Raw genomic sequence first — 16,243 nt, forward strand, 5'->3', positions numbered from 1 at the left:
CAGGAGGGGTCAAGGCGGCTCGGGGCGCCTCAAGGCGCGGCGGCGCCGAGCCTGGAGACGATCCGGTTCGTCGCCAGCACCAAGACCGCGCCGGCAAAGGTTGCCACCAGGCGATCGGCCAGCGTCGCCGCGCCGGGCGAGTGGCCGGCGTCCAGCATCAGCATGATCAGCGGCGTCATCGCGGCCGTATAGGCGAGGTAATTGCGGGCCCGCAGCAGGGGCCTGGCCGCGGCAAGCACGGCGACGCAGGCGACCAGCGCCCAGGCCGGCGGCTGATACACCAGCAGCACGGCGGCGATCGCGACGCCGACGACGGCGCCCAGCGCCCGCTGCGTGGTCCTGAGCGGGACGCGTTCGAGCTGGCGCTCGATCAGGATGACGACGGTGATCGCCAGCCAATGGGGATGATGGGAAGGCCAGATGGCGCCGAGCGCCTCGGCGGTGGTCAGGCCGATGACCAGCCGCAGTGGATACTGCCATCCGGACAACTGGCCGAGCGAGCGGCGCCAGCTGCCGATCCGCGCCGCCCCCGCGGGTGTGGCGGGCGCCTCTGCGATCGGCGCCTCCGGCACAGCGGACCATCGCCGCAGGCCGGCGCCGACGAGGAGCCCGCTCGCCGCGCCCCAGGCGGCGCCCGCGGCGACCAGCGGCAGCAGATCGGTCGGGCCGGCATGGCCCGTGCTCACCGTTGCGCCGACCAGGACCATGAACAGAATGAACCGCGTCGTGGCGATGGCCAGCGGACGGCTGAGGCCGCCGACCAGCGCCGCTGTTGCGGCCAGCGCGACCGTGGCGGTGGCAGCGAGCACGCCCCCGCCGGCCATGAGACAAGCGGCGGCCGCGCCCCCGACGACGGACGCGAAGGCCATGACGGCGGCCGTCCGCCGGGCCCGCGCCGAGCCCTCGACGGTGGCGGTGGTGCCCATGGCGCCGACCGTCGCCACCAATCCCGCCGGCAGATGGCCGGTGACGGCGCCCACGAGCACCGGTGCGGCCATGGCGAGGGCGGCCAGCGCGGCGTCCATGGCCGTGAACTCGGCCTCGGTCGACCAGCGCAAGGCCTCCGCCAGGTGGGCCCTCATGTCGGTCGATTCACCGTCGTTCGCTCCTGCTCAAATGGGCGGGCGTGCGCTGCGGGCGGGAATAAAGCCGTCGTCTTCCGAGTCAACGCGATAGGGAGGCCCATCGCCGATCGGCCATCCCGATCCGCCACGGCTCGGAGGGCCGCCATGTTTCTGTCCCGACGCACGCTCGTTCTGTCCGCCGCGGCCGCCAGCGCCGCTTTCGGCCTCGACAAGCCGCTCGCCTTCATCGACGAGGCGCAGGCGCAAGCAACTCCGGCACCGTCGCCCGGCTTTCACAAGTACAAGGTGGGCGAGGTCGAGGTGACGGCCGTCTACGACGGCATCTGGGAGAAGCCGCACGACCCCGCCTTCATCAAGAACGCCTCCGTCGCCGACGTGCGCGAGGCCATGGTCGCCGCGGGGCTGCCCGTCGATTTCGTTTCCATTCCGCTCACCGTTTCGGTGCTGAAGATCGGCGACCGCCTGATCATGGTGGACTCCGGCTCCGGCGCCCAATGGGTGCCGACCGCCGGGCAGCTCGCCGCCAACATGGCCGCCGCCGGCATCGACCCTGCGAGGATCGACACGATCCTGGTCTCGCACTTCCACCCCGACCACATCTACGGCCTGATGCAGAAGGGCAGCAGCGCCCCCGTCTATCCCAAGGCCGAGATCATCGTCACCGCCCCCGAGTACAAATGGTGGCTGGAGCCGGGCCGCGTCGGCAAGCTGCCGGAGGCCCGCAAGGCGCTCGGCCAGCGCATCCAGGACGTCTTCCCCGGCTGGACGAATATCCGTCAGGTCGAGGGTGAGATCGAGGTGGCGCCGGGCGTGCGCATCGTTTCCACGCCGGGCCACACGCCCGGCCACGTCGCCTTCCTGCTCGCCTCCGGCAGCGATCGGCTGATGCTCTCCAACGATACCTGCTACGTGCCGGCACTCGTCGTGCCCCATCCCGAATGGCACGGCGCCTATGACGAGGACGGCCCCCTGGCCGAGGCGTCGCGGCGCCGGCTCATGGACCAGGTGGTGGCCGACCGGGTGATGATGACCGGCGCCCACTTCCCGTTCCCCGGACCGGCTTACATCAGCAGGGACGGCAACACCTACGCCTACGTGTCCGCCAAGGTCTGAGCAGGGGAGATCGCCATGAACCGCCATCTCAAGCCGTTGGCCGCCGGGTTGCTCGCCGTCCTGTTCACGGCGCCGGCGTTCGCCGTCGACACGCTCACCTCGAAAGATGCGCCGGACCTCGCGGGGCCCCGCGCCATGATCGCCGCGCGGAACTGGAGCGGCGCCAAGGCGGCGCTCGGCAAGCTGATCGACAGCGGCGTCGAGCAAGCCGACGTTTACAACCTGATGGGCTACGTCACCCGCCAGCTCGGCGACTACAGGACGTCGCTCACCTTCTATAACAAGGCGCTCGACTTCGATCCCGATCATCGGGCGGCTCGCGAATACCTGGGTGAGCTCTATGTGCTCAGCGGCGATCTGGCCAAGGCCAACGAGCAGCTCACCGTGCTCAAGCGGCTGTGCCCCTCGGGCTGCGAGGAGCGCGAGGACCTGGAAAAGGCCATCGCCGCCAAGTCGTGAGCGGCGGCGACAGATGCGAGGCACGCCATGACCGAGACATCACCATCGCCTTCGCCTCGATCGCAGCCGGCCGGGCTGTCCGTATCCGCGGCGCTCGCCGGCGGGCAGGCGGCCGCCGCGGCGGCCCTCGCCGGCCGCTTGCTCCTGGCCGCCCTGTTCATCATCGAGGGCTGGGCTAAGCTGACCAACATCAGCGGCACGATGGCCTATATGGAGGCGTTCGGGGTGCCGGGCGTGCTCGTGGCAGGGGCCATCGTCGTCGAGCTCGGGGGCGGCCTCGCCGTCGCGGCCGGCCTTCTGACGCGCTGGGCGGCACTGGCGCTCGCGGCCTTCTGCATCGTCGTCGCGCTGATCTTCCATTGGATGCCGCGCGATCCCGAGCAGATGCTGCAGCTGTGGAAGGACCTCGCCATCGGCGGCGGCTTCCTGCTGCTGGCGGTGCATGGACCCGGGCCCTGGTCCGTCGGACGATTGTGGAGCGGGCGCCCGCGATGAGGGGCGTGCGCGCCTTCGAGCGCCAGGCGCTGCCCCACATGGACGCGGCCCTGACGCTCGCCCGCTGGCTGGTGCGTGACCGCAGCGCTGCCGAGGATATCGTGCAGGATGCCTATCTGCGGGCGTTCCGCTCCTACGACGGCTTTCGCGGTGACGATATTCGCCCGTGGCTGCTGAAGATCGTCCGCAACGTTGCCTATCGTTGGATCAGCGAGCGCACGCGGGGCTCGAACGTCGTATCGCTCGACGACGCGTTCCACGGGGACGGGCACGGCGGCGTGGCGGAGCCGGCGTCGGACGAGCCCAGCGCCGAGGAGCGGCTGATCGCCCAGGGTGAGCGCTCGCTCGTGGTCGCGGCGCTTGAGGCGCTGCCGCCGCTGTTCCGGGAGGTCCTCGTGATGCGTGAGATCGAGGGGTTGTCCTATCGCGAGATCGCCGGCGTCGCCAACGTGCCGGTCGGCACGGTGATGTCCAGGCTGGCGCGCGCCCGGTCCCATCTGCGGACGGAGCTGGCGCGACGCTCCGATGCGGGGCGGATTTCCAATGGCTCTTGAGATGAGTGACGGAATGGATTGCGAAACGGCGAGAGCTCTGGTCGAGCAGCACCTTGACGGTGAGCTGACCGACGACCTGCACCGGCAGGTCGCCGAGCACCTGGCGTCGTGCCTGAGCTGCGCGGCCCTTGCGGCGACGACGCGTCGGATCGGCGACGAGCTGCGGGCCGAGGGCAGCGAGACGGCAGACCCGGAGCTCGTCGCCCGCGTGCGGCGGGCCCTGCGCGACGAGGCGCCGGCCGAGCGCCTCGTCGGCGGCGGCCACGGCGCGGGCTGGCGATTGGCGGCCGCCGTGGCGGTGGCGAGCGTGCTGTCCTCCGGCGCCACCTTTGCCGTCATGCAGCAGGCCGCGGCCGATCGGACGGTCGGTCACGATCTTCTGACGGCTCATGTGCGGGCTCTGCTGCAGGAGCGCCCGATCCAGGTCGCCTCGTCCAACCAGCACGTGGTGAAGCCCTGGTTTGCCGGCCGGGTCGAGTTCGCACCGAGCGCCAACGACTTGACGGCGCAGGGCTTTCCGCTCGTCGGTGGGCGCGTCGACTACGTTGATGGCCGCCGCGTGGCCGTGGCTGTCTACCGGCGCAACCTGCATTGGATCGACGTCTTCATGTGGCCGGACGACAAGCAGCAGCCGGCCGCCGAGACGCGGCGGCAGGGCTACAACTTCGTCTCGTGGACCCGGGACGGCATCGCCTATTCCGCCGTCTCCGACGTCGCTCCCGCCGACCTGGCCAAGCTGAAGGAACTGCTCAATCCGCCGCTCGGCGCGCAGGTCTCACCGTCGACGGCGAGCGATTAGAGCATGATCCCCAAAAGTGGACACCGGTTCCTGGACAAGATCATGCTCAAGACAAAGACTTGGAGGGTGATGACTCGAGGAGAGGTCCCTGCTCCGCCCGTCGCTATGGCGCGGCGCAGGCCGGGTTCATCGGCAGGAAGGCCTCGGCCTGCGGGATCGTCCGCACGGCCTCGTAGTAGTCCCACGGCGCCTTGCTCTCCTCCGGCGTCTTCACCCGGTAGAGCGTCGCATCGAACAGCACGCGCCCGTCGGCCCTGATCGACGCGGGCCGGCCGAAGAAGTCGAAGGGCGCGGCGCGCATGGCTTTGTTGGCCGCGACGGCCTCGTCGGTTCCGGCCGCCTCGACGCCGCGCAGGAACTGCCTCACGGCGGCGTAGACGGCCGCCTGGTCCTTGGTCGGCATGGTGCCGACCTTCTCCTTGAAGCGGCGGGCGAAGGCGCGCGCGGCGTCGCTCTGGTCCCAATAGAAGCTCGACGTGAACGTCAGGTTCTTCGCGACCTCGAGGCCGAGCGCGTTGATGTCGGTGATATAGGTCAGGAAACCGGTCAACGTCGGGTTGCCGGTGCCCAGGCCGAACTCGTGCGCCTGCTTGACGGCGGTGATGAAGTCGTTGCCGACGCTCGCCAGCGCCACGACCTCCGCTCCGGAGGCGCGGGCCTGCACGATGAAGGACGAATAGTCGGCCGCGCCGATGGGATGCCGCGACGTGCCGACCACGTGGCCGCCGTCGGCCTCGATGACCTTGGTGGCCTCGGCCTGGAGGGCGGCGCCGAAGGCGTGGTCGACGGTGATGAAGTACCAGGAGCGCCCGCCGCGCTGCATCACCGCCCGGGCCGTGCCGGCGGTCAGGGTGTGGGTGTCGTCGGCCCAATGGGTGCTCACGGGAGAGCAGGTCTTGGATGTGAAGTCCGAGGTGGCGGCGGCGGTGATCATCACCGTCCGCATCTTCTCGCGCGCCACCGTCTGGACGGCAAAGGCGACGGCGGTGACCGGCAGATCGACGATCGCATCGACGCCGTCGACGTCGTACCAGCGGCGCGCGACGGCCGAGGCGATGTCCGGCTTGTTCTGATGGTCGGCCGAGACGATCTCGATGGGCTTGCCGAGCACCTTGCCGCCGGCATCGGCCGCCGCCAGCTCCGCCGCCACCACGGAGCCCTTCCCGGAGAGGTCGGCGTAGGGGCCGGAGAGATCGGTCAGCACGCCGATCCTGACGACGTCGTTGGAGATCTGCGCCAGCGACGCGGTCGCGCTGGCGAGCAGCACGCCGAGCGCCAGCAGGACCGGCGCCCCTTCGCGCGACGCACGCCGCTCCTTCCGATGCACACTGCTGCGCTTCCTCATGCGGGCCCTCCTGATCGAGCATCACCTTGTTGTCAGTCGCGTTGGTCGTCGCGCTTGGCTTGAGACGGGTATAGCGCTCCTTGTCGGTGCTATCACGCCCCCAGCCGCGGTCGCGGACCACGACTTTGGGGGGAGACCCCATCGTTTGCCGGGGCGACGTGACAGCCATTTCCCAAATGGTCCATGCCTTGCATAATGGTGGTTACGCTGCCGGGGGACGGATTTGGATCTGAAGCAGATTACCTATTTCACCTGGGTCTACGAGGAGGGCAGCTTCAGCGCGGCGGCAAGGAAGGCCAACGTGGTTCAGCCTGCGCTGAGCATGCAGATCAAGCGCCTCGAAGAGGAGCTGGCCGTCAAGCTGTTCGAGCGCGAACTGGCCGGTGTCAGGCCGACCGCCGCGGGCGAGCAGCTCTACGGCTACTGCATGTCGATCACGCGCGATATCGCCCTCGCCAAGGAAGCGCTGATCGGCGCGAAGGACATATCGCCGACCTCGGGGAAGATCCGCATCGGGTTGACCCCTGCGCTGAGCAGCAGCGTGCTCATTCCGACCCTGCTCAGGTATTTCGAGAGCTATCCCAACGTCGGCGTATCGGTGATGGAGGCCTACAGCGGGACCGTGGTCGAAGGGGTGGCGTCGGGTGACGTCGATTTTGCGCTCGGCGTCTCGCCGCCGAAGGAGACGGGCTTCATCCAGCGCGCGATCTTCAAGGACATAACCGTCCTTCTCACTGGAACGGCGCTGTTCGGCCGCAACTTTACGTCCGTGGACCTGGAGAAGCGCGAGGGCATCAATCTCATATTGCCGTCGTCCAAGCATAGCTTCGCGCGCTTCGTACGCAACTACGTCGATGCCGGGGTCATCAAGCCGAAAGCGATTGTCGAGATCGATGGCCAGGTCGGAGCGATCAGCCTGGTGCGAAGCTCCGATTGGGCGCTGCTCTGCCCCTTCATCACCGTCGGCAACGAATGGTACAACGACCTCTTCGTCTATCCGGTGGCGAACCCGGCCATCCCCTTCACCATCCATCTCGTCTACGATCAGCGCCGCCCGCTCAGCGTCGCCGCCGTGCGCTTCATCAAGATGCTGGAGGAAGAGCTCGTCGTCGTGTCCCGGCGCCGCTCGATGCTCGGCCAGGGCGTGGCTCTCGCCGCCCGCCGCTGAGGCTCGCCCCCTGCGCCTGGTCAGGTTTCACGTCGTCCGCAGGTGCGAAAGGCTTTGCCTTCAACCTGCCGACGCAATCACCCAAACTGATAGCGCCTTCAGAATATTTGAATTGTAGCTCTGCGCTCGCCCATGAAAGCATCGTTAGATCATGCCAAGCTAGAGGGATCAAAAGATGAGCCGCAGAGATGGACTATCGATGTGTTGGACCGCCTGCTGGCTGACGATCGCAAGTCTGGGCATGACGTCTGCGGCCGCCCGGGCCGATGAGATCATCAAGCTCGGGGCGCCGCTGTCGCTGACCGGAAGCCTCGCCGACGCTGGCGAAAAGTCCGAGCAGGGCTTTCAGATGTGCGTCGATGCGATCGACGAGCGCGGCGGCGTGAAGGCGGACGGCAAGACCTACCGGTTCAGCCTAGTCAAGTACGATTATCAGAGCGAGACCAATCGCGCCGTTCAAATGATCCAGCGCCTGGTGACCAACGACAAGGTCTCGTTCCTGCTCGGGCCCTACGGCTCCGGCGACACCAAGGCAACCGCGGTGATCGCCGAGCGCTACGGCGTGCCGATGATCGCGTGGTCGGCCGCGTCCGAATCCGTCTTCGACCAGGGCTTCAAGAACCTGTTCGGCATTCTGTCGCCCAACCAGATCATCGTCGACACCGAGACCGCCTTCTACAAGCAGGCGCTGCCCGGCGGCAAGCGCATGGCCATCCTGGCGATGAATAGCCTGTTCCCCAAGACCAATGCGGCCAGCATGAAGCAGGCCGCGGTCAAGGCCGGGTACGAGATCGTCTACGACGGGCTGTTCGCTCCGGGGGCGGCCGACCTGATGAACCCGCTGACCGATATCAAATACGCCAAGCCGGACTGGATCTACGTCTATGGCTATACTCAGGAGCTCATCCTGGCGCGGCGGCAGATGGCGGAGCTGAAGCTCGACGCTCCGATCGTCACCATGACGGCGGGGCCGGTGTTTGCCGAATATGCCGACAATCTGAAGGCCCTGGCGGAGGGGGTGACCTCCAACACCTGGTGGATCGGCGGCGCCAAATACGAAGACAAGTTCATGTTCGGGTCGGCCTTGGACTACGCCGCGAAGTTCCGGGCGAAGTACAAGAAGGAGCCGACCTACCTGGAGGCGGCGGCGAGCGCCGCCTGCGAGGTTCTCGCCCAGTCGATCGAGAAGGCGGGGACCGTCAAGGCCGACGAGGTGCGCAAGGCCCTGGGCGATACGGCGTTCGAGACCTTCTATGGCCCGATCAAGTTCGCGGCCAATGGGCAGAACGACCGCAGCCGCCTGCTCGTCACCCAGATCCAGAACGGCAAGAACGCCGTCGTCTCGCCCGAGGATCTGAAGACCGCGGACATCGTTCTGGGGAAAGCCGTCCAGAACTGAACGATCGGTCGCCGTTGCGGGGCCGTCTGGCAGAGCACCGTCGCCGGCCGCACGGCAAGCGGAGCGGGCCCAGGCTCCTCCCGGGTGCGCGCAAAAGGGGCGCGCTTGAATTGCCCCTCGACGATCGCGCGTAAGGCCGGCGCCCGCGCGCCGGCCGTAGCGCAGATGGAGCGGGGCGGGGTCAGCGCATGACCGACCCGCCATCGACGACCAGCGTCTCTCCGGTAATGAAGTCGCTGTCGGCCGAGGCCAGGAAGACCATGGGCGGCAGCAGGTCCTCGGGCTCCGCCTCCTTCTTGATGGCCCTGCTGTCGACATTCGCCTGCCGCAGCTCCGGGGTCCAGACGCCCATGGATTTCATGTTTTCGCTGAGCGTCAGGCCGGGGCTGATGGCGTTGACCCGTATGCCGAAATCCCCGAGCTCCCGCGCCATGGACTTGGTCATCGACAGGATCGCGCCCTTCGACGCGATGTAGTGGAGGAAGAAGGGAAAGCCCTTGAAGGCGGTTCCCGAGGCGATGTTGATGATCTTGCCGTAGTTCTGCTGCTTCATCTGCGGCACGACGGCCTTGGTGCAGAGAAAGACGCCCTTCGTGTTCACCGCCATCACCCGATCCCACTCGTCGGGCTCGATCTCGAGAAGCGGCTTGCGCGCCAGCGTGCCGGACAGCGCGGCGTTGTTGATGAGGATGTGAAGGCCGCCGAACCGGGAGACGGCCTCGCGCGCGATGGCCTCGGTCGAGGCCGGATCGGTGACGTCGAGGCGCACGGCGCAGGCTCGGCCGCCGCGTCGATTGATCTCCGCGGCGACCGGCTCTGCGTCGAGCAGGTCGCCGACGACGACGGCCGCCCCCTCCGCCGCAAGCGCCTTCGCGAAGCTCTCACCGAGCCCCTGGGCGGCGCCGGTGACGATGGCGACGCGGCCGGCCAGTCGGCCGGGCGCAATGCGGGCTGCGTTATCCATTTTCGTTGCTCCTTGTCCGTGGCGACGCGAGGGCATCAAGTATCGAGAGCCTGTCGTGGCCAGCAAATCATAAATGCTGATGTCGCCATATCGCGGACCGAGAGCCGGGCCGCGCCCCATCAGACTCGGTTATGTGCTTATTAGAAACCGTTATTTGCTGCTCGATCGCGGCGAGGTCATCTTCGGCGGCAACAGGCGCAGCGATAATACACATGTGCCGATGGTCTCGATTGGATAGGATCGGCGAAATGCTCGTTGCGGATCAGACTATTTCGCTTGCCTCGATCACCGCGGCGGAGTTCGCCGAGCTGGCCGGCCGCCGCGACGAGCTGGCGCAGGTCCTGCCCGATGCGGACATCGTTCCTCAGCTGCTCGTTCACGCACAGCTTTCCGGTGACGATACGCTGCTGGCGGAGGCGGCGCCCTTCATCTCGGGCGGCTGGAGCTACATGCAGAGCATTCCGCCGGAGCTCTGCCACCGCATCAGCCGGAACCTCGCGGCGACGATCGACGCCTATGCCCGCGGCGGTCGCGCCTGGGATGGCCATATCTCCTGCGAGCGCCTCAAATCGATCATGAGCGTCGGCATCGGACGCGACATTCCCGACGAATACGTGCCGATGATGGTGGAGGAACTCGCGCGTGGCGGCCGCGACCCGCGATCCGTGGACTTTCCGACTGTGAGCGCGGGAATTTTACAGGACTATACGGTCGCCATTGTCGGCGCCGGCATGTCCGGCATCTGCATGGCGATCAAGCTGAAGGAAGCCGGCATTCCATTCGCCATCTACGAGAAGAACAGCGCCGTGGGCGGCACATGGTTCGAGAACTCCTATCCCGGTGCGGGGGTGGACGTGCCGAGCCATTACTATTCGTTCTCCTTCGAGCCCAAGCCCGATTGGTCGCACCACTTCGCAAAGCGCGACGAGCTATGGGCCTATCTTCGGCACTGCGCGGAAAAATACGGGATCATGGCCGACATTCGGTTCGGCACGGAGGTGAAGCGGGCCGCGTACGACGAAACGGCGCGATCCTGGCGGCTGGACACCGACGGCCCGGACGGTGCCGGCACCGAGACGGCGACGTTCTTCATCTGCGCCGTGGGTCAGCTGAACCGGCCCAAGATCCCGGCGATCGACGGCATGGAGCGCTTCGCCGGGCCGGTCTTCCACACGGCCGAGTGGGATCACACGCTGGATCTGTCCGGCAAGCGCGTGGCGCTGGTCGGCACCGGCGCGAGCAGCATGCAAGTGGGGCCTGCGATCGTCGACAGCGTCGAGAAGCTTTTGATATTCCAGCGCTCTCCGTGCTGGGTGGCGCGCAACCCGAACTATCTGCTGCCCGTTTCGGCGGGAATGAAATGGGCCATGGCCCATGTTCCCTTCTACGCCAAGTGGCACAGGTATCTGCTGTCCTGGGCCACCGGCGACGTGCTGCATGCGTCCCTGCAGGTCGATCCGGATTGGGCAAGCCCGGGCGTTTCGCTCAACGCCGAAAACGAGAAGATGCGGCAGACGCTCATGGCGCACATCCGCAGCGAGCTGCACGACCGTCCGGACCTGATCGAGAAGGTGACGCCCTCCTATCCTCCGTACGGCAAGCGGATGCTGCGCGACAACAACTGGTACCAGCTGCTGAAGCGGGCGAACGTCGAGCTGGTGAACGCCGAGGTGGCAAGCATCTCCGCAGGCGAGATCGTCGACGGCGACGGCGTGGCGCATCCGGTCGACGCGATCGTCCTTGCGACCGGGTTCCAAGCCAACCGCATTCTCTGGCCGATGGAGATCGTCGGGCGGAACGGGCATTCGATCCGGGAGTCGTGGGGACACGACGACCCGCGCGCCTACCTCGGCATGACGGTGCCGGCGTTTCCAAACATGTTCATCCTGTTCGGCCCGAACACGAATCTCTCGCACGGCGGGAGCCTGTTCTTTCATGCCGAATGCCAGGTGCGCCATGTCATGCTGTGCCTTCGGCAGATCATCCAGGGGGACTTCGCCGAGATCGAGTGTCGAAGCGATGTGTTCCGGCGCTACAACGAACGTGTCGACGATGCGCACAGCCGCATGGTGTGGAGCCATCCAGCCATGAACAGCTGGTACAAGAACAGCAGCGGCCGGGTGGTCGCGAACTCGCCGTGGCGGCTGGTCGACTATTGGGCGATGACCAAGAATTTCGACGCGAATGACTATGTCTTTGCATGCAGAGCGGTCGCGGAGGAGCCTGTGCGGTCGGCGTCGCGTTGATGTGCGGCCGCCGCCCTACCGCACCGCGTAGGCGCTGCGATAGGCGCCGGGCGTCACCCCAAGGGTGCGGCGGAAGCTGCGGGTGAGGTGCGCCTGGTCGGCGAAGCCGGTGGCGGCGGCGACCTCGCCTAGTGCCAGGCCCCGACGGATGAGGCCGGCCGCGGCGCGCACGCGGGCCTGCCGCTGGTAGGCGTGCGGCGACATGCCGGTGGCGCGCTCGAAGGCGCGGTAGAGCCGGAACGGCGGCAGGCCGGCGGCGTGCGCGATGTCGGCCAGGCTGACGCGGCGATCGAGCCGCTGGTCGAGGAACATCCGCGCCAGCTGGACGGCGTGCGGCTCCCGATCGACGCCCCCGAGGGGCGCCGGCTCACGGATATGCCGCGCGAACAGCCGGGCGATGAAATCCAGGTAGCGCCCGTCGCGGGCGAGGAGGGGGGCGTCGGTCTCGGAGCTCGCGTGCACCGCGTGCAGCATCTGCGCCAGCACCGGATCGCGGATGATCGGGCCAGCCAGCGCCGGTACCGCACCGACGCGATCCAGCCGGCCGCTCAGGTCGGTCGCCTCCACGTAAAGCGTCCGGAGTTGCCAGCCTTCGCCGTCGATCGGCCAGCCCGCATGCGGCTCCTCCGCATCGATGGCGTAGAGATCGCCGGCGCGGGCGATGAACTCGTGGCCGCGCATGCGGATGCGGATGGCGCCGCGGGTGATGAGCGCGAAGCAGGCCTTGTCGTGGGTATGGACGTCATAGGCATAGCCGCTGAAGCGGCCGCGCAGCAGCTCGGCCTGGCCCAGGCTACGGTCGCGCCAGATCTTGGTGTGAACGCTCGAGGTCAGCTGCGCCACCGTGTGTCCGGCCGCCGGAGATGAGCCGAAGTCCAAGCGTATCCAGCCGGGGCGGCATGCGCTACTTCAACAGCGAAAATTTGCCGACGAGCCGGCCGACCGCCTTGCGGCCGCCGTAGACGCCGACACCCACGTAGGCGAGGGCGTCGGCCGCCACCGTCCGCACGGCAGCGCCGAAGGCGGCATAGTCCGTCGTCTGCTGACCCTGGGCGGGGAAGTCCACCAGGTCGACGGCGCCAGCGCGTGCCTTGGCACGCAGCGCCTGCAGCTCCTGCGCGGGCGCGGCAAGGACGGCGATGCCGATCGGGATCAGGCCGGGATGGGCGTCGCCCGAGGCGTCGATCAGGTCGGGGCCGGCGAGCTCCGGGTGGCGCTTGCCCAGCGTGAGCGCGATGACCGCCGCCGCATTGGCGGCCCGGCCCGGCGGCAAGGCCGCGTCGACGACGATGACGCACCGCTGCGGTTCCGCTTCGTCCGTATCGTTCATGCGGCCGGAGACTCCGTGGAAACAGACTCGTCCGGGCGATGTGCCACCGATCGGTGGCCCGGTCTTGAACGGTATTGCAGGATCCTCAGGATCGAGCGTTCGGAGGTCGCCGAGGCGGCCTCGTCAGTCTCCCGGCGGCCTGGGGGCCCGGATGCCCCAGCTCAAATCGGAGTCCGACTTCGCGATCTCCCGAGCTCGTCACCCGCGGATATCGAAAGCCAGGTCGGCCCCGGCGGAGGCGAGCATGCCCACCTGCGCTGCAAACAGGACCACCCCGAAATCGTAGGTCAGGCTCGCGGGTTGGCTGGCGATCGCCAGGTCGAGGCCGACGAGGGCAAGAGCGATGGCGAGGATGCCGGGAGCCCAGGTCAGCGCGAGCTGCAAGGCATTCCTGTCGTGTCCGAGCGCCAGCGTCCACGCCGCGGCGCGTGACACGAAATGGACACCGGCTGCCAGCACGACGCCGCCACCGACCACGATGAAGAGGGATGTGCTCCCGATCATGGCGAGGATCAGCGACAGTATCGCGAGGTTCACGAGGGTTGCGCGATGGGGCCGGGCGCCCAGCCAACCGGAGAGTACGGACATCTCCCCTCTCCTTGCATTGGTTCCGACGGGACCGCCGCCCGCCTGAGCCCCCCCACGCGGCGGCCCAGGCGAGCCCATGCAAAGTGTTAGCCTAAAACTTGGGGCAACTGTAGGTCGGTGAGACGCATCCATGCATGCGTCCGCTCTCGATCTGCCGGCGGTTCATGCAGCAAGGCGACAATGCCGTTGATCGCCCGGCGGGCCGGCGGCGCCGCGCCCTCCGTCACGGCGCCTGATCGCGGCCGGCCGCCAGGCTGCGGCATTCCTCTTCCACGATGGGCAGGGCCACCTCGAACGTGTGCATGCCGACGGCGCTGGCGATCTGGATGACTTCCAGCAGCTCTCCGGTCGAAGCGCCGAGCTTCAGCGCATTCTCGATGTGGATATGGGTTCCGGGCGCGAACTGATGATGGGCCGAGACATTGGCCACGATGTAGATGAACTCCTTCACCTTCGGCTCCAGCGGGCCGTGGCGCCAGGCGGCCGACGAAAAGCCGATGAATGCCTTGAAGAACGCCGGGTCGAGCGCCAGCAGGCCATCCCAGACCGCGTTCCAATAGCCGCGGCTCGCCATGAACTCCTGCTTCAGGGCCTGCCGCTCGTCGTCGCCGTGGCCGAGGTCGACCGGCGTCGCAGTGTCCTCGAGCTTGTCGACGAGGATCGGAATGCCGAGCACGCAGGCGTGCACGCCGAGATTGGCGACCAGCTGCAGCACCTCGATGATCTCGGCTTTCGTCGCCCCGGCGGCCAGCGCCGCGCGACAGTGGCGGCGGATGCCCGGCTCATGCAGGTGGGTGGAGGCGGCATCGAGCGCCAGTCCCAGGAAGGCGCGGGTCTTTGCCGACAGGCGGCCCGACCGGTGCGGGCCTTCCGCGAAAGCGACATAGGCCTCGACGAAGTGCGGCGCGCTCTCGATCAGCGGATCGAGTGCCGCCGGCCAGTAGCCGCCTCGGGCGGCCAGTCGGCGGGTGCGCTGTTGGAGATCGGTCATGGTTCGGTCCCTGGAGCATCGGACCCAAAGTGGACGCCGGTTTTGGGACAAATCCGATGCTAAAACAAATAGCTAGAACGGCAGCTCCGGTTCTGTCGGAGCTGCCGTTCTCGTGCTAACCGGCACGCACGCTGTCCGGCGCGATCGCCACGCCGGCGCGGTGCGACCTCAGGATGTAGGCCATCAGGCCGATGGCGAAGACGCCGTAGAGCGCGATCAGCTGCAGGCCGCCGTCGAAGCTGCCGGTGGCGTCCTTGATGGCGCCCACCACGTACGGTGCCGCGAACCCCGAGAGGTTGCCCAGCGAGTTGATGACGGCCATGGACACCGCTGCCGCGGCCGGACTCAGCAGGCTCGACGTCAGCGCCCAGAAGATCGGCAGCGCCGAGAATACCCCGAACGCGGCCAGGCAGAGGAGGGCGAGCTTCAGCGCGGGAATGCTCACCAGCGTCGACCCCGCCAAGCCGATTGCGGCGCAGGCCATGGGGAAGAGCAGATGGAAGCGGCGCTCGTCGCGCGCGTCCGACCGCCGGCCCCACCAGATCATGCCGGCCGAGGCGACGGCGAAGGGGAGCGCGCTGACGAGGCCGGTCTGCATCAGGCTGAGCTGGAAGCCCTTGACGATCTGCGGGAGAAAGAAGCTCAAGCCGAAGTTGAAGGCGACGATGCCGAAATAGACCAGCGACAGCTGCTGGATGCGTGCATGCCGGATGATCTGCCCGAAGCCGTGCGCCGACACCGTCGCCGTCGCCTGGCGCTCCTGCGCCAGCTTGTCCGCCAGCCAGGCACGCTCCTCGTCGCTGAGCCACTCGGCCTTCGCCGGATTGTCGCGCAGGACGTAGAGGACGACGACGGCGAGGACGAGGGCCGGCAAGGCCTCGACGATGTACATGACCTGCCAGCCCCTCAGCCCGAACAGGCCGTCCAGCCCCAGCAGGTAGCCGGAGATGGGGGCGCCGATGACGCTCGCCAGCGGCATGGCGACCATGAAGCTGCTGACGATGCGTCCCCTGTGGGCCTGGGGAATCCAGAAGGTCAGGAACAGGATCACGCCCGGGAAGAAGCCGGCCTCGGCCGCACCCAGCAGAATGCGGATCGCGTAGAAGCTCCACTCGTCCCACACGAACGCCGTGGCGGCCGACAGCAGCCCCCAGGTCACCATGATCCGTGCGATCCACCGCCGCGCGCCGACCTTCTGCAGGATGATGTTGGAGGGCACCTCCATGAGGAAATAGCTGACGAAGAACAGGCCGGCGCCGAGCCCGAAGACGGTGGCGCTGAAGCCGAGGTCCTTGCTCATGGTCAGGGCCGCAAAGCCGACGTTCACGCGGTCGAGAAACGCGACGATGAAGCAGATGAGCAGCAGCGGGATGAAGCGGCGGGAGATGCGGCCGACGGTCCTCGACTCGATGTCCTGCATATTTCCTCCAGTGGACTCTTATTGTTGCGCCGGACCTGCCGGTCGCGGCGGCGGGTTGCCGAAGCCGCGTCTCGCCCGCGTCAATGCAGGTCGATGACTGTTATCGATAACGTAGACGATGACTATGGACTGCGCAAGTGCATGACGCCGGCGAAAGGCGCGCCGCCTGGGACGGTCATTTTCGAGTGCCTGCGGTGGAGATCGCTCGGGTGCGTCAGGCTGCCTTGACACGATTTTCCTGTTTTCGATAACAAGATGAGACCGAGCCGGTCGGGAGATGCCTTGCC

The 16,243-nt window shown here is 67.5% G+C and carries 16 protein-coding genes; 8 read left to right on the forward strand and 8 right to left on the reverse strand.

Going from position 1 to position 16,243, the window contains the following annotated elements; genetic code table 11:
• Window positions 1–29: 29 nt before the first annotated feature.
• The gene (locus tag ACZ5PO_RS16245) at window positions 30–1,082 is read right to left on the reverse strand and encodes an FUSC family protein (RefSeq protein ID WP_464195246.1); all 1,053 of its coding nucleotides are present in this window, start codon (window positions 1,080–1,082) and stop codon (window positions 30–32) included.
• 147 nt (window positions 1,083–1,229) lie between these two features.
• Here ACZ5PO_RS16245 and ACZ5PO_RS16250 point away from each other — a divergent pair, with 147 nt between their 5' ends.
• Genes ACZ5PO_RS16250 through ACZ5PO_RS16270 form a run of 5 tightly spaced genes read left to right on the forward strand, consistent with a single transcriptional unit; the run spans window position 1,230 to window position 4,505 of the window.
• Window positions 1,230–2,198, forward strand: a complete 969-nt coding sequence (locus tag ACZ5PO_RS16250) for an MBL fold metallo-hydrolase (protein ID WP_464195248.1) — start codon at window positions 1,230–1,232, stop codon at window positions 2,196–2,198.
• A 15-nt stretch (window positions 2,199–2,213) separates the two neighbouring features.
• Window positions 2,214–2,657, forward strand: a complete 444-nt coding sequence (locus ACZ5PO_RS16255; RefSeq protein ID WP_464195250.1) for a tetratricopeptide repeat protein — start codon at window positions 2,214–2,216, stop codon at window positions 2,655–2,657.
• A gap of 27 nt (window positions 2,658–2,684) precedes the next feature.
• A complete protein-coding gene (locus ACZ5PO_RS16260; protein ID WP_464195252.1) occupies window positions 2,685–3,152 on the forward strand; it encodes a DoxX family protein in 468 nt (155 codons plus the stop codon).
• Window positions 3,149–3,706 (forward strand): sigma-70 family RNA polymerase sigma factor, encoded by a 558-nt coding sequence (locus ACZ5PO_RS16265; RefSeq protein ID WP_464195254.1) that lies wholly within the window; start codon window positions 3,149–3,151, stop codon window positions 3,704–3,706. The genes ACZ5PO_RS16260 and ACZ5PO_RS16265 overlap by 4 nt, the downstream gene beginning before the upstream one ends.
• Window positions 3,707–3,719: 13 nt before the next feature.
• On the forward strand, window positions 3,720–4,505 hold the full coding sequence (locus ACZ5PO_RS16270; RefSeq protein WP_464195256.1) for an anti-sigma factor family protein: 786 nt from the start codon (window positions 3,720–3,722) through the stop codon (window positions 4,503–4,505).
• Window positions 4,506–4,608: 103 nt separating this feature from the next.
• On the opposite strand, the gene ACZ5PO_RS16275 is transcribed toward ACZ5PO_RS16270, so the two are convergent.
• Entirely contained in the window at window positions 4,609–5,850 is a 1,242-nt protein-coding gene (locus ACZ5PO_RS16275) for an ABC transporter substrate-binding protein (protein ID WP_464195258.1), read from the reverse strand.
• A gap of 223 nt (window positions 5,851–6,073) precedes the next feature.
• Between ACZ5PO_RS16275 and ACZ5PO_RS16280 the strand changes: the two genes are divergently transcribed.
• Both ACZ5PO_RS16280 and ACZ5PO_RS16285 read left to right on the forward strand, forming a co-directional pair.
• Complete coding sequence (locus tag ACZ5PO_RS16280) at window positions 6,074–7,018, forward strand: LysR family transcriptional regulator (protein ID WP_464195260.1); 945 nt, start codon at window positions 6,074–6,076, stop codon at window positions 7,016–7,018.
• A gap of 241 nt (window positions 7,019–7,259) precedes the next feature.
• A complete protein-coding gene (locus tag ACZ5PO_RS16285; protein WP_464195262.1) occupies window positions 7,260–8,417 on the forward strand; it encodes an amino acid ABC transporter substrate-binding protein in 1,158 nt (385 codons plus the stop codon).
• Window positions 8,418–8,598: 181 nt separating this feature from the next.
• Here ACZ5PO_RS16285 and ACZ5PO_RS16290 read toward each other — a convergent pair whose 3' ends face one another.
• Window positions 8,599–9,381: an SDR family NAD(P)-dependent oxidoreductase gene (locus ACZ5PO_RS16290; RefSeq protein WP_464195263.1), complete on the reverse strand. Its 783-nt coding sequence runs from the start codon at window positions 9,379–9,381 to the stop codon at window positions 8,599–8,601.
• 131 nt (window positions 9,382–9,512) lie between these two features.
• Here ACZ5PO_RS16290 and ACZ5PO_RS16295 point away from each other — a divergent pair, with 131 nt between their 5' ends.
• Entirely contained in the window at window positions 9,513–11,627 is a 2,115-nt protein-coding gene (locus ACZ5PO_RS16295; protein ID WP_464195265.1) for a flavin-containing monooxygenase, read from the forward strand.
• A gap of 15 nt (window positions 11,628–11,642) precedes the next feature.
• On the opposite strand, the gene ACZ5PO_RS16300 is transcribed toward ACZ5PO_RS16295, so the two are convergent.
• The 5 genes from ACZ5PO_RS16300 to ACZ5PO_RS16320 form a co-directional block, all read right to left on the reverse strand.
• Entirely contained in the window at window positions 11,643–12,470 is an 828-nt protein-coding gene (locus tag ACZ5PO_RS16300; protein WP_464195267.1) for a helix-turn-helix transcriptional regulator, read from the reverse strand.
• A 61-nt stretch (window positions 12,471–12,531) separates the two neighbouring features.
• Window positions 12,532–12,957 (reverse strand): DUF2000 domain-containing protein, encoded by a 426-nt coding sequence (locus ACZ5PO_RS16305; RefSeq protein WP_464195269.1) that lies wholly within the window; start codon window positions 12,955–12,957, stop codon window positions 12,532–12,534.
• A gap of 198 nt (window positions 12,958–13,155) precedes the next feature.
• A complete protein-coding gene (locus ACZ5PO_RS16310) occupies window positions 13,156–13,545 on the reverse strand; it encodes a hypothetical protein (RefSeq protein ID WP_464195271.1) in 390 nt (129 codons plus the stop codon).
• 223 nt (window positions 13,546–13,768) lie between these two features.
• Window positions 13,769–14,536 (reverse strand): carboxymuconolactone decarboxylase family protein, encoded by a 768-nt coding sequence (locus ACZ5PO_RS16315; RefSeq protein ID WP_464195273.1) that lies wholly within the window; start codon window positions 14,534–14,536, stop codon window positions 13,769–13,771.
• A 115-nt stretch (window positions 14,537–14,651) separates the two neighbouring features.
• Entirely contained in the window at window positions 14,652–15,956 is a 1,305-nt protein-coding gene (locus tag ACZ5PO_RS16320) for an MFS transporter (RefSeq protein WP_464195275.1), read from the reverse strand.
• Between the last annotated feature and the right edge of the window lie 287 nt (window positions 15,957–16,243).

This window comes from Chelatococcus sp. KU-N122 (assembly GCF_055391085.1).

Coding starts and splice junctions, on each gene's coding strand:
- ACZ5PO_RS16295 (WP_464195265.1), top strand. CDS start 9,513: ATGTGCTTATTAGAAACCGTTATTTGCTGCTCGATCGCGGCGAGGTCA.
- ACZ5PO_RS16290 (WP_464195263.1), bottom strand. CDS start 9,381: ATGGATAACGCAGCCCGCATTGCGCCCGGCCGACTGGCCGGCCGCGTC.
- ACZ5PO_RS16255 (WP_464195250.1), top strand. CDS start 2,214: ATGAACCGCCATCTCAAGCCGTTGGCCGCCGGGTTGCTCGCCGTCCTG.
- ACZ5PO_RS16310 (WP_464195271.1), bottom strand. CDS start 13,545: ATGTCCGTACTCTCCGGTTGGCTGGGCGCCCGGCCCCATCGCGCAACC.
- ACZ5PO_RS16285 (WP_464195262.1), top strand. CDS start 7,260: ATGACGTCTGCGGCCGCCCGGGCCGATGAGATCATCAAGCTCGGGGCG.
- ACZ5PO_RS16270 (WP_464195256.1), top strand. CDS start 3,720: ATGGATTGCGAAACGGCGAGAGCTCTGGTCGAGCAGCACCTTGACGGT.
- ACZ5PO_RS16250 (WP_464195248.1), top strand. CDS start 1,230: ATGTTTCTGTCCCGACGCACGCTCGTTCTGTCCGCCGCGGCCGCCAGC.
- ACZ5PO_RS16260 (WP_464195252.1), top strand. CDS start 2,685: ATGACCGAGACATCACCATCGCCTTCGCCTCGATCGCAGCCGGCCGGG.
- ACZ5PO_RS16265 (WP_464195254.1), top strand. CDS start 3,149: ATGAGGGGCGTGCGCGCCTTCGAGCGCCAGGCGCTGCCCCACATGGAC.
- ACZ5PO_RS16305 (WP_464195269.1), bottom strand. CDS start 12,957: ATGAACGATACGGACGAAGCGGAACCGCAGCGGTGCGTCATCGTCGTC.
- ACZ5PO_RS16275 (WP_464195258.1), bottom strand. CDS start 5,850: ATGAGGAAGCGCAGCAGTGTGCATCGGAAGGAGCGGCGTGCGTCGCGC.
- ACZ5PO_RS16320 (WP_464195275.1), bottom strand. CDS start 15,956: ATGCAGGACATCGAGTCGAGGACCGTCGGCCGCATCTCCCGCCGCTTC.
- ACZ5PO_RS16315 (WP_464195273.1), bottom strand. CDS start 14,536: ATGACCGATCTCCAACAGCGCACCCGCCGACTGGCCGCCCGAGGCGGC.
- ACZ5PO_RS16245 (WP_464195246.1), bottom strand. CDS start 1,082: ATGAGGGCCCACCTGGCGGAGGCCTTGCGCTGGTCGACCGAGGCCGAG.